The sequence below is a fragment of the Curvibacter sp. APW13 genome, assembly GCF_032337135.1.
GTDB lineage: Bacteria > Pseudomonadota > Gammaproteobacteria > Burkholderiales > Burkholderiaceae_C > Allorhodoferax.
This window is the reverse complement of record NZ_JAVXZZ010000001.1, coordinates 1,307,674-1,320,892: the sequence shown is the minus strand read 5'-3', so window position 1 is coordinate 1,320,892 and position 13,219 is coordinate 1,307,674. Positions and strand designations below refer to the sequence as shown.

Sequence of the window (13,219 nt, the reverse complement as noted above, 5' to 3'; positions counted from 1 at the left end):
ACACCGTGCAGCGTTTGCCAGGGTTGCAAGGGCACTGCCACAATGTTCGCATGGACTACCGCCACCTGCTCATATCCACCGTCGACGGCATTACCACCCTCACCCTGAACCGTCCGGAAAAGCGCAACGCGCTGGCGCTGGACGTGATGCAGGAGCTGACCCGGGCGCTGTCGGACACTGCCGCCAGCGATGCGCGCGGCGTCATCCTGGCGGCCAACGGGCCGGTGTTCAGTGCCGGGCACAACTTCGGCGACATGGCGGGCGCCAGCCTGGAGCAGGCGCAGACCCTGTTCGCCCTGTGCACGACCATGATGGACACGGTGCAGGCCATGCCCCAGCCGGTGGTGGCGCGCGTGCACGCACTGGCCACGGCCGCCGGCTGCCAGCTGGTCGCCACCTGCGACCTGGCCGTGGCGGCCGACACGGCGAGTTTCGCGCTGCCCGGTGGCAAGGCCGGCCTGTTCTGCCACACGCCGCTGGTGGCGGTGGCGCGCAACATCGGGCGCAAGCGGGCGCTGGAGCTGGCGCTGACCGGCGACGCCATCGACGCGGCGACGGCGGCCGACTGGGGCCTGGTCAACCGGGTCGTTCCCGCCGCCGAACTCGATGCCGCCACGCTGGACCTGGTGCAGCGCGCCAGCCGTGGCAGCGCGCACTCCAAGGGGCTGGGCAAGCAGGCGTTCTACCGCCAGGTGGACCTCCCCCAAGCCCAGGCCTATGCCTTTGCTGCCGACACCATGGCCCGCGCCGCCCTGAGCGCTGACGCGCAGGAAGGCATCGCGGCCTTTCTGGAAAAACGCAGCCCGCGCTACACCGGCAGGCCCTAGCGCCTGCTCACGACGCGCCCAGCTGCCGGGCGCACAGCTGTGCTGCCTGTGCCCAGTCCAGCGCCTGCAGGGCCTGCTCCAGGGCTTCGGCAAACTCGCTGGGGAACGTGGCCAGTTGCGTGCGGCCCTGGGCCAGCGTGTCCAAAGCCGCGAAATCTTCCTGGACCAACTGTGCCTGCAGCGACTGCAGCCATGCACGCGCTGGTGCTCCCGATGGGGCGGCTACGGGGGCCGGTTGCAGTTGCGCCACGGCCTGTTCCAGCGCGCCGCGGGCTTGTTCCATGAGGGTGCCCAGCTTGTCGGTGCGCAGCTCCAGGGCCGTGCCTTCGTCCATGGCCCGCAGCAGGTATTCGAGGCGGCCCGCCTCCACCGACAGTGCCTGGGCCCCCAGGGTGCCGGCATTGCCCTTGAGGGTATGCAGCAGACGCACCGCTGCAGCGCGGTCGTCGCCCTGCAGCAGAAGCTGCACCGGCTCCACCCCCTGGCCCAGGGTTTGCAGGAATTCCTGCGCGGTGCGCACATACAGCGGCACCATGCCCCCCATGCGCTCCAGTGCTTGCGCCAGGTCCAGGCCTTCGACTTCGGGCGCCTGGCGCACCGCCACGGCCCGTACCACCAAGGGATCGGCACCTTGCAGGTCCGGACTCTGGAAGCCTGTGACCCGCAGCAGCACCGAGACCAGCTGGTCGATGTTGAACGGTTTGCCCACATGTTCATCCATACCGGCCGCCAGGCAGGCTTCGCGGTCGCTGGCCAGGGCATTGGCGGTCATGGCGATGATGGGCAGCTGGGTCAGCCCCAGGTTCTCGCGGATCACCTGCGTCGCCGCGTAGCCGTCCATGACGGGCATCTGGATGTCCATGAGCACCGCGTCGAATTGCGGTGCCGCGCTGGCCACGGCATCCACCCCAGCCTGGCCATTGGATGCCAGCGACACCAGGGCACCCCGCGCGCTGAGCAGTTCTTCGGCGACCTGCTGGTTGATGAGGTTGTCCTCGACCACCAGGATACGCATGCCCACCAGGCTGCGCTGGGTGCTGGCGCCGCGCCCGGTGCGGCGCAGCCCGGTGTTGCCGCTGAGCGCACCGTCGTAGGCTTCGCGCAGCATCTGGGCCGTTAGGGGTTTGGCCAGGAATCCGCCCAGCATGTCCTGCTCCTGCTGGGTGCGCTGCGCCAGGGTTTGGCGCCCGTGGGCCGTGACCATGATGAACACCGGGCAAGGCTGTCGGGCCTGGGCGTACAGCGCGTGGATCTGCCGGATGGTTTCCCAGCCATCCATGCCCGCCATCTGCCAGTCGACGTAGATCACATGGGGTTGCTGCTCCAGCGGCAGCGGCAGCGCGCGCTCGCGCAGCCACTGCAGCGCCAGGCGACCGCTTTCTGCCACCGTGCACTCCCAGCCCAGGGATTCGACCATGCGCCGCATCAAGCCGGCAGCCAACGGGTTGTCGTCGATCACCATGGCGTGGCGCCGGGCCAGATCGGATGGCGCGCCGACCGACGGCTCATCCGCGGCCGGCAAGGCGAACTCGACCTCGAAGGAAAAGGCACTGCCCTGCCCGACGGCGCTCTGCAGGGACAGCTCCGCGCCCATCAGCTGCACCAGGCGCTGGCTGATGGCCAGGCCCAAGCCGGTGCCACCGTAGCGGCGCGTGGTCGAGGCCTCGGCCTGGGTAAAGCCCGAGAAGATGCGCTGCTGGTTCTCGGGTGCGATGCCGATGCCGCTGTCCTTCACGGCAAAGGCGATGCGGGCGTGGGTGGACGTGCGGGCCTTCAGCTGCAGGCTCACGACCACTTCGCCGCTTTCGGTGAACTTCACGGCATTGCTGCCCAGGTTGACCAGCACCTGGTGCAGGCGCATGGCATCGCCCAGCACCGTTACCGGCAGGTCAGGGTCCACATCGAACAGGACCTCGATGTCCTTGCGCCCGACCGTGGCCGCCAGCACCACCGCCAAGCCACGCAGCAGCTTTTCGAGCGTGAAGGCTTCGTGCTCCAGCACCATCTTGCCGGCTTCAACTTTGGAGTAGTCCAGGATATCGTTGATCAGGCCCAACAGCGAGCGCGCCGCGTCTTCGGTCTTGCTGGTGTAGTCACGCTGGCGGGCGTTCAGTTCGGTGCCCTGCAGCAGTTCCAGCATGCCCAGGATCGCGTTCATGGGGGTGCGGATCTCGTGGCTCATGTTGGCCAGGAACTGGCCCTTGCTGCGGCTGGCCTGTTCCGCTGCTTCCTTGGCCTGCTGCAGTTGCTGTGCGCGCAGGGCAATATCGGTCACATCCCAAGCCGCGCCAAGAACCCGAACCACACGCCCGTTGGCGTCCAGTGTGGGGTGGCCGATGTTGCGCAGGTACCGCTCCTGCCCGTCGGGCAGACGCACCCGGAAGTCTTCCCGGTACGGCACACCTTTGGTGAGCGTGCGGGCGAATGCCTTGCGCAAGCTTTCGATGTCATCCGGGTGCACCTGCTTGGTCCAGAACGTGGCCGCATTCTTGCCTTGGGAACTGGCATGCCCATACAGCCGGTACGTCTGCTCGTCGGCGGTCGACGTACTGCCCACCGCGTCATAGTCCCAGATACCAATGCCACCGGCCTCGGTGGCCAGGCGCATGCGCTCCTGCACCTCGCGCAGTGCCGCCTGTTCGCGCTGCAACTGCGCATCGATGGACTGCAGCTCGCGCATGGCGCGGCGCCCTTCGAGCGCCTTGGCGGCCGCCGTGGCCAGCGACTGCAGCACCTCGCGCTGCTGGGCATTGAGCTGACCCGGCTTGCGGTCGATGACGCACAGCGTGCCCACGCGGTGGCCGGAGTCCAGCACCACCGGGGCGCCGGCATAGAAACGGATGTCGGGCGCCGAGCTCACCAGCGGGTTGTCGTGGAAGCGCGGGTCCTGGGTGGCATCGGGAATCTCGAACACTTCGCGGTCGAGAATGGCATGGCTGCAGAAGGCTACGTCACGCGGGGTTTCCGACACACCGGGCAGGCCGATGTTGGCCTTGAACCACTGGCGCTCGGCATCGACCAGGCTGATGAGGCTGATGGGCACGCCGCACACCAGTGCGGCCACCCGGATGAGCGCGTCGAACTCTTCCTCGGCTCCGCTGTCGAGCACCTGCAGGTCGTGCAGGGCCTGCAGTCGGGCTCGTTCGTCGTGCGGCAATGGTGCTACCTGCATGGTCCGTAACGCTCCTTGTGGTGGCACGGTCTGCACCACCCAGCGCATTGCATCAAAATGTGGTGCTCTGTACCAGCATTATTGCCCCAACCACCGTGCAAATGCCCATGGCCAACCCTTTTACCTTCCTGACCCGTGTGCGTTACGGCGAATGCGATGCCCAGATGGTGGTGTTCAACGCCCGCTACGGCGACTACGCCGACCTGGCCGCCACCGAATTCCTGCGTGCGGTCTGCGGCGGTCTGCACGCCCTGCTAGACCGCGGCCTGGACATGCAGGTGGCGCACTACAGCATCGACTGGAAGACGCCAGCCCGCTTTGACGACGTGCTGGGCGTGCGGGTGCAGGCCAGCCACGTGGGAAACACCTCCTTCACGCTGACGCAGGAGTTCTTCCTGCCCGCCAGCAACACCCCGGTGGCACAGGTCAAGCTGGTGTATGTGATGGTCACCAACCCGGGGTTTGCCAAGACCGCCGTACCGGACGACCTGCGCGCCGCCTTGCTCGCCGGCGCGCCGGGCATGGTGATGAACCAGTCCGGAACCTGAGGCGCTAGACGGTCTGGGCGGCCATCCAGCGCTGCAGCAGCAGGCGGGCGCTGGCGACATTGGTGGCACAGGGCACGTCATGCACGTCGCAGGCCCGCACCAGGGCGTTGATGTCGGGTTCGTGCGGCTGCGGGGTCATGGGGTCGCGCAGGAAAATCACCGCGTCGACCTCCCCGACGGCCAGGCGCGCACCAATCTGCAGGTCACCGCCGAGCGGGCCGCTGAGCATGCGCTCGACTTGCAGGCCCACCTCCTGCGCCAGGCGTCCGCCCGTGGTGCCGGTGGCACACAGGGCACAGCCTTGCAGGAAGGGCGCAAATTCACGTGCCAGGGCCACCATGGCGTCTTTCTTGTTGTCGTGGGCAATCAGCGCGAGGCGAAAGCGCGGTGTGCAGGAGTCGGAAGTCATGCGGGGACTGTAGCCCGCCACCGGTTACATGGAAAGCACAAGCGATCAGGCAGGCTGGCGCCGATGCTGGGCATACATGCGGCGCACGTGCTGGAGCACGGGCCGGGCCTGCCACGCGGCCATCGCAGCCCGCACCTGCGCTGGAAACTGCAGCTGGCCGGCCAGCGGGTGCTCTGGCGGCTCCACCAGCGGGGCCAGCAGGCTGGCGGCCGCGAGGTCGGCCCGCGACCAGGCGTTTCCGCACAGGTAGGGCCGGCCATCGGAAAGCAAACCGTCCAGCCAGTCGAGTTCGGCCTCCAGCACGGCGCGCGATTCGCGCCCCTGGGCCTCGCCCAGGTCCATGGCCTGGCACATGAGCTGCACGATGCGCCCCCAACCCAAGGTGACCAGGCCGCGTTGCCACAGTGGCAGGCCATTGGAAAAGATCGGGCGCACGGTGTTCGGTGCGTTCAGCAGGGCATCGGAGTAGTAGAAGCGGCGCACATGCACACCCGCCACATCGTCCAACCGCTTCTCCACCGCGCGGGCCTCGTGGTCGTCGCCCTGCGCCCACGGAGTCGCCGCCGTACCCACCTGCTGTTCGCACCAATCGAGGATGGCTGCCGAGCCGCACACCACCCCTTGTGCGGTGTGCAGGAAGGGCAAGGAGCCGCGCCGCGCCCCCAACTTCTTGGCGACACGCCGGTGGGTGCCGATCATGGTGTGGCGCAGCGTGTAGTCGAGCCCACAGGCATCCAATGCCCAGCGGGCCTTTTCGCAATAGTGGGAGATGGTGAAGACGTAGAGGACAGGTGCTTGCATGGTTGCGGTAGTCATCTTGTTTCCTGCGCAGGCTCAGAAGCGTGCGTCGATCCAGTCGCGCAGGGCGTCGAACACCGGCCGGGCATCGCGTTCATTGAAGAGCTCGTGGTACAGCCGCTCGAAACACCGCGACTGCACCACGTCCTTCGGTGCGGCGGCGGCAAAGTCGCGGCTGCCCTGCGGGTTCACCAGGCGGTCATCACCGGCATAGAGCAGCACGGTGGGAACTTTCCACCGCGGGGCGGCCGCCACCACGGCCGGTCCGGTGCGGGCGATGAAGCGTGCCAGCCGGGCACTGATGCGGTCGTGCACCAGCGGATCGGCCAGGTAGGCTGCCACCACATCCGGGTTGTGCGACAGGAACTGCGGTTTGAGTCCGTTGCCCACGCGCAAGCCCGGAAGAATCCTGGGCACGACCGCCAGCAGCAGCGTCTGGAAGGCCGACAAGCCAGGATTGAGCGCCGGCGACGACAGGACCAGACCATCGACCGGGCGCTTGCCCAGCGCAACGAACTGCGCAGCGACCAGGCCGCCCATGCTGTGCCCCAGCAGGATCAGTGGCGTGCCGGGCTCCATGCGGTGGCGCGTGCTGTCCACGATGTCGGCCAGGTCGTCGAGCAGGCGCTGGTCGCTGGGCAAGGCGCCACGCGCACCGCCTGACTCGCCGTGGCCGTACTGGTCAAAACCACGCACGGCAAAGCCCCACTGGTTGAGCTGGCGCGCCACGTGGTCGTAGCGCCCGGCGTGCTCGCCCAGGCCATGCACGATGACCACCGTGCCGCGTTGGGCCAGGTGGTGCGGCAGCGGCCACTCCTGGACGATGAGGTTTTCACCGTCGGTGGCCGTGAAGGTGGAGAGGGTGGATTCGGTCTCGATGTCCACGTGCACCCTCAGGGCATGCGCTCCAGCACCTGGGCCACGGCTGCCGTGAGCTTCTTGGCATAGGGCACGTGCAGGAATTCGTTGGGGCCATGAGCGTTGCTGCGTGGGCCGAGCACGCCACAGACCATCATCTGCGCCGCCGGGAAGCCCTGGGACAGCATGTTCATGAGCGGAATGGTGCCGCCCTGGCCGATGTAGCCGCACGAGGCACCGAAGTGGGCCTGGCTGGCATCATCAAGCGCCTTCGAGAACCAGTCCGCGCTGCCCGGAGCATTCCAACCGGTGGCGCTGGACAGGCCTTCGAAGGTGACCTTGGCCTGGTAGGGCGCGTTGTCCTCGAGCAGGTTTTTCAGTTCCTGCACGGCGCTGGCGGCTTCCACCAGCGGCGGCAGGCGCAGCGAGAGCTTGAAGGCGCTGTAGGGACGCAATACGTTGCCGGCGTTGGCGATGTCGGAAAAGCCCTCGGCGCCTGTCACGCTCAATGTGGGTTGCCAGGTGCGCTTGAGCAGGGCCTCCACCGGGTCGGTGGTGGTGGGCAGGGCGAACACGGTGGAGCCGCCGCAGTCGTAGTGGGCCCAGGGAAAGCGTTTGTAGATCTCGTCGCCCAGGATGGCGGCGGTGGCCTGTGCTTGTGCCAGGCGCTCGGCAGGCACTTCGCAGTGGAAACTGGCGGGCAGCAAGCGGCCGGTGGCGCTGTCCTCCAGGCGGTCGAGCACCTGGCGCATGATGCGAAAACTCGACGGCACCAGGCCCGAGGCGTCGCCCGAATGCACGCCTTCGGTGAGGATCTCGACCTTGAGCACGCCACTGGCCATGCCGCGCAGGCTGGTCGTGAGCCAGAGCTGGTCGTAGTTGCCGGCACCGCTGTCCAGGCACACCACCAGGCCCACGTCGCCCAAGCGATCCTTGAGCGCCTCGATGTAGGGCAACAGGTCCCTGGAGCCGCTTTCCTCACAGGTCTCGATCAGGCCCACGATGCGCGGGTGCGTGCCGCCCTGGGCCTTAAGGGCCTGGATGGCGGCAATGGCCGCATAGGCGGCGTAGCCATCGTCGGCGCCGCCACGGCCATAAAGCTTGCCGTCTTCCAGCTTTGGCGTCCACGGGCCGAGATCGGAGCGCCAACCGGTGAACTCAGGCTGCTTGTCGAGGTGGCCGTAAAGGAGTGCGGTCTGTCCGCTGCCGGGCGCGTCCGACGGCCGGGTCGAGGGGATCTCAAAAAACAGCACCGGTGTGCGGCCTTCGAGGCGCACCACTTCAAGCGTGAGTCCCGCCACCTTCTGCGCCTCGATCCACTGGGCGGTGTTGCGCACCACGGTGTCGAGGTAGCCGTGCGTGGCCCAATCGGCATCGAACATGGGCGACTTGGCCGGGATGCGGATGTAGTCCTGCAGTTGCGGGACGATCTGCGCGTCCCACTGCGCGCTGACGTTCTCCAGCGCCGCGGTGGTCTGAAAGGCGGTATCGGGGATGCGGGCGTTCATGGCCATTCCTTGTGGGAGTTGGACGCCGCCGGGAGGGTAAGGCGGCGAAAAGCAGGCCCGCATCATGCCACGGGGCCCCGATGCCTGCCACCACAGGGGCAAGCCCCGTATCAGAGCAGCCGCGGCCCGATCAGCGGGTAGCGCCAGGCTTGGCCGGCCATGGCCTTGGTGAGCGCAAACATGCCCAGCAACACCAGCGTTCCGTGGATGCAGACGAAGTAGGTCAGGACCACCACCCAGGTCCAGGGCGACTGCAGCCCCCCGAAGGCGACCCAGGCACCTGACAGGCACACGATCAACACGCCACCCACCAGGCTGACCAGGGTGGCCTGGTGCAGGTGCTGGCGCGCCAGCAGTGGCGCTGTGTGCCGGTGGCGCCACCACAGCCAGGCCAGCACTGCAAACGCCAAACCTGGCGCCAGCAGCAGGTTGGAGAGGTAGAGCGATTGGGCGAGCACAGCCAATGACTGACCCGGCACCGGCGCACCAGGGTGGCTGTGGTCGCTGGCAGAAAGATGCATGGAACAGCTCCGGTGTATGCCCTGGCAGGCATCATGCCGCAAAAACGGCCGCTGAAGAGGTGTGGCGTGCAGAAGGGGGCCGCTGGCGGCGGGGCTGCGCAGACCGTGCACCCACCACGCTGGCACAGTTTGTGCAGCGCACCATCCGAATTTCCCGACGAGGATGGATATGCACCGAAAGAATGCGACTTCGTGGAGGTGCCTGCTGGGCACAGTGGGCTTGTGGGCAGCGCTGGCGTGCCAGGCGCAGGTTCCCGCCCCGGCACCCCAGGAGCCCGCCTCGACTGCAATGCCTTCCATGTCGCCTCCGGTTGCGGTAGCCGCGCCGTCCATGCCCACCACAACGACGACCGCACCGGCTGCACCTGCCCCGCTCAGCCGGCCTGGGCTGGTGCCCCAGGACTCACTCAATGGTGCGGACACGGCCTGGATGCTGGTGAGCACAGCCCTGGTGTTGCTGATGACCCTGCCCGGCGTTGCATTCTTCTATGCTGGCATGGTGCGCCGCAAGAGCGTGATCAACACGATGGCCAGTGTGGTGGCCATAACCGCGGTGGTGAGTCTGCTGTGGTTTGCCGCTGGCTACTCGCTGGCATTTACACCGGGCAACACCTGGATCGGTGGCTGGGAACGTGCCGGGTTCTCAGGCCTGGTGTACCTCAAGGAAGCAGGCGTCGTGGCCGTGAGCCACGTGGCACCGAATGTGCCGGAGTCGGTGTACGCCATGTTCCAGTTGACGTTCGCCATCATCACCGCCGCATTGGTCGTCGGCGCGGTGGTGGAACGCATGCGTTTCTCCGCGCTGATGCTGTTCATCAGCCTGTGGTCCTTGCTGGTGTATGCCCCGGTGGCCCACTGGGTGTGGGAGCCTGGCGGCTGGCTGGCACAGATGGGTGTATTGGACTTTGCCGGTGGCGCGGTGGTGCACATCAATGCAGGCGTGGCGGGTCTGGTTGCCGCTTATATGCTGGGACCGCGCAAGGGGTACGGACGCGAGGCCTTCGAACCGGTGAACCTGGGCCTGACCATGGCCGGCGCAGGGCTGCTGTGGGTAGGCTGGTTCGGGTTCAATGCCGGCTCAGCCGTGGCCGCAGACGGTCGCGCGGGCCTGGCCATGGCAGTCACCCACATCGCAGCCGCAGCGGGCGCCGTGAGTTGGATGCTGGCCGAATGGGTGGTGCGTGAGCGTCCTTCCCTGCTCGGACTGTGCTCAGGCCTGGTCGCAGGGCTCGTGGCCATCACACCGGCAGCCGGTTTCGTGCACCCGCGCGATGCGCTCGTGATTGGTGCAGTGGCCGGCCTGGCCTGCTATTGGGGCGCGACCGGGCTCAAGCGCCTGCTCAACGTGGACGACTCGCTCGACGTGTTCGGGGTACATGGCATCGGTGGCATCGTGGGCTCGCTGCTCACCGGGGTATTTGCCAGCAAGGCCATCAGCGGAGTCACCGGCAATGTAGCCACCCAGGCCCTGGGCGCATTGGTCGTGGTGGTGTACTGCGCAGTGGTGACCGCTGCGCTGCTGTGGCTCGTGCGGCTCGTGGTCGGTCTGCGGGTCGACGAGGACTCCGAACGCACGGGCCTGGATGTGGCCCAGCACCGAGAGCATCTGGGCGCCTGAAGACGACAAGACCGGGAAGGAGGGACCATGCTGAACAGTGAACGACTGGCGATCGCCGCCCACCTGCATGTGCTGCTGCGGCGCAAGACCGGGCGCGTGACCGACACGGAATGGATGGCCATCAACACGGAATACGCCGCCGAAGTGGTGCGCTTTGCCCGCGAACGCGCCCAGAGTGACGGCCAACCCGATCTGGCCGAATGGGCCACCAAGCTGGAATCCGCCATGGCGCCAGCCGAGCCCGCCCGCCCGCTGCGCGAACGGCTACTGCACGCGGCGGCCCAGTCCCTGCGGGATGGCGCCGCCAGCGCTCCGCCCCCGGAAGCCGCCCGATACATCCGGGGCATCCGCTAGGCCCAGAAAACGAACTCAGGACCGGGTGAGCTGGTACACCGATGTGCCGGCACGCAGGTTGGGGGCGAAGCGGACCACGGCGCCATCCTGGATGCCGAAGCTGTCCTGCACCTGCAGGCCATTGCGTGCGGCCAGCACGGCCAGATCCGCGTGGGTACCGACGCGGATGTTGGGCGTGTCGTACCACTGGTAGGGCAGGCGCTTGGTGACAGGCATGCGGCCTTTCAGGATGCTCAGGCGGTTGGGCCAGTGTGCAAAGTTTGGGAAGGCAACCACGCCGACGCGGCCTACCCGCACGGTCTCGCGCAGCATGACCTCGGCATTGCGCAGGTGCTGCAGGGTGTCGATCTGCAGCACCACGTCGAAGCTGGCATCGTCGAACATGGCCAGGCCGTCTTCCAGGTTGAGCTGGATGACGTTGACGCCGCGCTGCACGCAGGCCAGCACATTGGCGTCATCGATCTCGATGCCGTAGCCGCTGCAGCCACGCTCGGACTGCAGATACGCCAGCATGCTGCCGTCGCCGCAGCCCAGGTCGAGCACGCGCGAGCCGCGGGGAACCAGTTCGGCAATGGCGCGTTGGGTCGAAATATCCGTCATGCCGCACCTCCCACCTTGACGCTATCGAAAAAAGAGCGCACCACGCGCATGTAACGCGGGTCATCGAGCAAAAAGGCATCATGCCCGTGGGGTGCGTCGATCTCGGCGTAGCTGACCTCGCGCTGGTTGTCGAGCAGGGCCTTGACGATCTCGCGGCTGCGCTTCGGCGAAAAGCGCCAGTCGGTGGTGAAGCTGACCAGCAGGAACTTGCAGGTGGCGGCGGCCAGTGCCTTGCTCAGGTTGCCGCCATGGGCACGCGCCGGGTCGAAGTAGTCGAGCGCGCGGGTGATCAGCAGGTAGGTGTTGGCGTCAAAGTATTCGGCAAACTTGTCGCCCTGGTAGCGCAGGTAGCTCTCGATCTGGAACTCGATGTCCTGCGTGCTGTACTTGTAGCCACTGGCCGAGTCCAGCACCGCTTCGCGCAACTGGCGCCCGAACTTCTCGTTCATCACGTCGTCACTGAGGTAGGTGATGTGGCCGATCATGCGGGCGATGCGCAGGCCGCGTTTGGGCACCACGCCGTGCTGGTAGAAATGGCCACCATGGAAGTCCGGGTCGGTGACGATGGCGCGGCGCGCCACCTCGTTGAAGGCGATGTTCTCGGCCGTGAGGTTGGGTGCGCTGGCCACCACCACGGCATTGCGCACGCGGCTGGGGTGCTGCAGCGTCCAGCTCAGGGCCTGCATGCCGCCCAGAGACCCGCCCATGACCGCGGCCAGGGTGTCAATGCCCAGTTTGTCGAGCAGGCGGGCCTGGGCGTTGACCCAGTCCTCGACCGTGACCACGGGAAAGTCGGCGCCATAGGCCTTGCCGGTGTCGGGGTTGGTGTGCATGGGGCCGGTGGAGCCGAAGCACGAGCCCAGGTTGTTCACGCCGATGACGAAGAAACGGTCGGTGTCCAGGCTCTTGCCCGGGCCGATCATGTTGTCCCACCAGCCCTCGGAGTTGTCCTTGCCCTCGTAGCGCCCGGCCACGTGGTGCGAGGCATTGAGCGCGTGGCAGATCAGCACGGCGTTCGACTTGTCGGCATTGAGCGTGCCGTAGGTCTCGTAACTGAGGTCGTAGTCGCGGATGCTCGCGCCGCTTTGCAGCGGCAGCGGCGCATCGAAATGCATGGACTGTGGTGTGGCGTACATAAAAGAAAACCCGGCAGTGCTCGCTTATCAACTAAGGGCAGTGCCGGGTAGGCGCGGTCTTTAGCTGAACTTATAAAGCGCCCGCAAGCGGTGGCAAATCGGCGCACGACAATTCTAACGCGCTCCACTATCATGCGGGAACACCCCGCAGGAACGCCCATGGACACCAATGCGCCCGCCCCCGAAACAGAGCACCGCAGCGACTACGACATGCGGGCCATCTTTGTGCCTGCGTTTGCGCTGGTCAAACCCTGCATGGAAGCCAACGGGGGCTGGATTTCGCAGCTGCATGAATTCCAGGCCATGCACGCGCTGGAACAGCAGTTCCCCGCCGTGCATGGGGAACGCCTGTTCATCCTGATCGCCACCATTGCGGCCGCCGTGGCCAGCGGTCGCACACCGGTTTGATGCAGCAGGCTGCCTAAGTGTTGGCCCGTTTTTTCAGCCACCGCATCAACGCTCCCACCAGCGGCAGCTTCTCGTACAGCTCCTCGGCCGCGTCCCAGTAGTCGCGGTGGTCCAGGATGCGGCCGTCGGGGGCCAGTTGCAGGTGCGAACCGCCCAGCACGCACTGCTCGGTGGTGGTGTCGAAGCGGCGGAACTTGAAGCGGAACTCCCAGGCCAGGAAGCAGTGCGAGCCGTCGACGATGCGCCGTGTCACCACGAAGCGCGGCGACTCGAGCGCCACGAACATGTGCGCAAAGATGCGTTGCACTTCGGCCAGGCCGTGCACGTCATTGAACGGGTCTTTGAAGTGGGCACGCGGCGTGTAGATGTCGCCCAGCGCAGCCACGGACTGTGGCGTGATGGTCTCGAAGGCCTGCACGATGCGCTCCACGGCGCTGCGGTAATCGTCGGTAGTGGTCATGG

Annotated in this window: 14 protein-coding genes; 5 read left to right on the top strand and 9 right to left on the bottom strand. The window is 66.8% G+C overall.

What is annotated here, in order from left to right:
* The first annotated feature begins 50 nt into the window (after nt 1-50).
* A complete protein-coding gene (locus RQP54_RS06095) occupies nt 51-827 on the top strand; it encodes an enoyl-CoA hydratase (RefSeq protein ID WP_315677281.1) in 777 nt (258 codons plus the stop codon).
* 7 nt (nt 828-834) lie between these two features.
* Here RQP54_RS06095 and RQP54_RS06090 read toward each other — a convergent pair whose 3' ends face one another.
* Nucleotides 835-3,999 (bottom strand): response regulator, encoded by a 3,165-nt coding sequence (locus RQP54_RS06090; protein ID WP_315677280.1) that lies wholly within the window; start codon nt 3,997-3,999, stop codon nt 835-837.
* 107 nt (nt 4,000-4,106) lie between these two features.
* Between RQP54_RS06090 and RQP54_RS06085 the strand changes: the two genes are divergently transcribed.
* The gene (locus RQP54_RS06085; RefSeq protein WP_315677279.1) at nt 4,107-4,547 is read left to right on the top strand and encodes an acyl-CoA thioesterase; all 441 of its coding nucleotides are present in this window, start codon (nt 4,107-4,109) and stop codon (nt 4,545-4,547) included.
* Between the two features lie 4 nt (nt 4,548-4,551).
* Here the strand turns inward: RQP54_RS06085 and RQP54_RS06080 are convergent, their stop codons facing one another.
* The 5 genes from RQP54_RS06080 to RQP54_RS06060 all read right to left on the bottom strand — a co-directional run bounded on the left by RQP54_RS06080 (nt 4,552) and on the right by RQP54_RS06060 (nt 8,641).
* Nucleotides 4,552-4,956: a methylglyoxal synthase gene (locus RQP54_RS06080; protein ID WP_315677278.1), complete on the bottom strand. Its 405-nt coding sequence runs from the start codon at nt 4,954-4,956 to the stop codon at nt 4,552-4,554.
* Between the two features lie 45 nt (nt 4,957-5,001).
* Nucleotides 5,002-5,772 (bottom strand): glutathione S-transferase family protein, encoded by a 771-nt coding sequence (locus RQP54_RS06075; protein WP_315677277.1) that lies wholly within the window; start codon nt 5,770-5,772, stop codon nt 5,002-5,004.
* Between the two features lie 18 nt (nt 5,773-5,790).
* Nucleotides 5,791-6,633 (bottom strand): lysophospholipase, encoded by an 843-nt coding sequence (locus RQP54_RS06070; RefSeq protein ID WP_409997540.1) that lies wholly within the window; start codon nt 6,631-6,633, stop codon nt 5,791-5,793.
* A gap of 14 nt (nt 6,634-6,647) precedes the next feature.
* Entirely contained in the window at nt 6,648-8,120 is a 1,473-nt protein-coding gene (locus tag RQP54_RS06065; RefSeq protein WP_315677274.1) for a M20/M25/M40 family metallo-hydrolase, read from the bottom strand.
* Nucleotides 8,121-8,230: 110 nt separating this feature from the next.
* On the bottom strand, nt 8,231-8,641 hold the full coding sequence (locus RQP54_RS06060; protein ID WP_315677273.1) for a hypothetical protein: 411 nt from the start codon (nt 8,639-8,641) through the stop codon (nt 8,231-8,233).
* A gap of 331 nt (nt 8,642-8,972) precedes the next feature.
* On the opposite strand from RQP54_RS06060, the gene RQP54_RS06055 reads away from it, so the two are divergent.
* Both RQP54_RS06055 and RQP54_RS06050 read left to right on the top strand, forming a co-directional pair.
* On the top strand, nt 8,973-10,259 hold the full coding sequence (locus tag RQP54_RS06055) for an ammonium transporter (protein WP_315677760.1): 1,287 nt from the start codon (nt 8,973-8,975) through the stop codon (nt 10,257-10,259).
* A 27-nt stretch (nt 10,260-10,286) separates the two neighbouring features.
* Entirely contained in the window at nt 10,287-10,613 is a 327-nt protein-coding gene (locus RQP54_RS06050; RefSeq protein ID WP_315677271.1) for a hypothetical protein, read from the top strand.
* 15 nt (nt 10,614-10,628) lie between these two features.
* Here the strand turns inward: RQP54_RS06050 and metW are convergent, their stop codons facing one another.
* Nucleotides 10,629-11,213, bottom strand: a complete 585-nt coding sequence (gene metW, locus RQP54_RS06045; protein ID WP_315677270.1) for a methionine biosynthesis protein MetW — start codon at nt 11,211-11,213, stop codon at nt 10,629-10,631.
* Nucleotides 11,210-12,349 carry a homoserine O-acetyltransferase gene (locus tag RQP54_RS06040; RefSeq protein WP_315677269.1) on the bottom strand — a complete coding sequence of 380 codons (1,140 nt, stop codon included), beginning with the start codon at nt 12,347-12,349 and terminating at the stop codon, nt 11,210-11,212. Before RQP54_RS06040 ends, metW begins: the two co-directional genes overlap by 4 nt.
* 159 nt (nt 12,350-12,508) lie before the next feature.
* Between RQP54_RS06040 and RQP54_RS06035 the strand changes: the two genes are divergently transcribed.
* On the top strand, nt 12,509-12,757 hold the full coding sequence (locus tag RQP54_RS06035) for a hypothetical protein (RefSeq protein WP_315677267.1): 249 nt from the start codon (nt 12,509-12,511) through the stop codon (nt 12,755-12,757).
* A gap of 13 nt (nt 12,758-12,770) precedes the next feature.
* Here RQP54_RS06035 and RQP54_RS06030 read toward each other — a convergent pair whose 3' ends face one another.
* Nucleotides 12,771-13,217, bottom strand: a complete 447-nt coding sequence (locus RQP54_RS06030) for a nuclear transport factor 2 family protein (protein ID WP_315677266.1) — start codon at nt 13,215-13,217, stop codon at nt 12,771-12,773.
* Between the last annotated feature and the right edge of the window lie 2 nt (nt 13,218-13,219).

What these genes read in the sequence shown, in the direction of transcription:
- RQP54_RS06095 (WP_315677281.1), top strand. Translation starts at nt 51, where the DNA reads ATGGACTACCGCCACCTGCTCATATCCACCGTCGACGGCATTACCACC.
- RQP54_RS06090 (WP_315677280.1), bottom strand. Translation starts at nt 3,999, where the DNA reads ATGCAGGTAGCACCATTGCCGCACGACGAACGAGCCCGACTGCAGGCC.
- RQP54_RS06085 (WP_315677279.1), top strand. Translation starts at nt 4,107, where the DNA reads ATGGCCAACCCTTTTACCTTCCTGACCCGTGTGCGTTACGGCGAATGC.
- RQP54_RS06080 (WP_315677278.1), bottom strand. Translation starts at nt 4,956, where the DNA reads ATGACTTCCGACTCCTGCACACCGCGCTTTCGCCTCGCGCTGATTGCC.
- RQP54_RS06075 (WP_315677277.1), bottom strand. Translation starts at nt 5,772, where the DNA reads ATGACTACCGCAACCATGCAAGCACCTGTCCTCTACGTCTTCACCATC.
- RQP54_RS06065 (WP_315677274.1), bottom strand. Translation starts at nt 8,120, where the DNA reads ATGAACGCCCGCATCCCCGATACCGCCTTTCAGACCACCGCGGCGCTG.
- RQP54_RS06060 (WP_315677273.1), bottom strand. Translation starts at nt 8,641, where the DNA reads ATGCATCTTTCTGCCAGCGACCACAGCCACCCTGGTGCGCCGGTGCCG.
- RQP54_RS06055 (WP_315677760.1), top strand. Translation starts at nt 8,973, where the DNA reads ATGCCCACCACAACGACGACCGCACCGGCTGCACCTGCCCCGCTCAGC.
- RQP54_RS06050 (WP_315677271.1), top strand. Translation starts at nt 10,287, where the DNA reads ATGCTGAACAGTGAACGACTGGCGATCGCCGCCCACCTGCATGTGCTG.
- metW (WP_315677270.1), bottom strand. Translation starts at nt 11,213, where the DNA reads ATGACGGATATTTCGACCCAACGCGCCATTGCCGAACTGGTTCCCCGC.
- RQP54_RS06040 (WP_315677269.1), bottom strand. Translation starts at nt 12,349, where the DNA reads ATGTACGCCACACCACAGTCCATGCATTTCGATGCGCCGCTGCCGCTG.
- RQP54_RS06035 (WP_315677267.1), top strand. Translation starts at nt 12,509, where the DNA reads ATGGACACCAATGCGCCCGCCCCCGAAACAGAGCACCGCAGCGACTAC.
- RQP54_RS06030 (WP_315677266.1), bottom strand. Translation starts at nt 13,217, where the DNA reads ATGACCACTACCGACGATTACCGCAGCGCCGTGGAGCGCATCGTGCAG.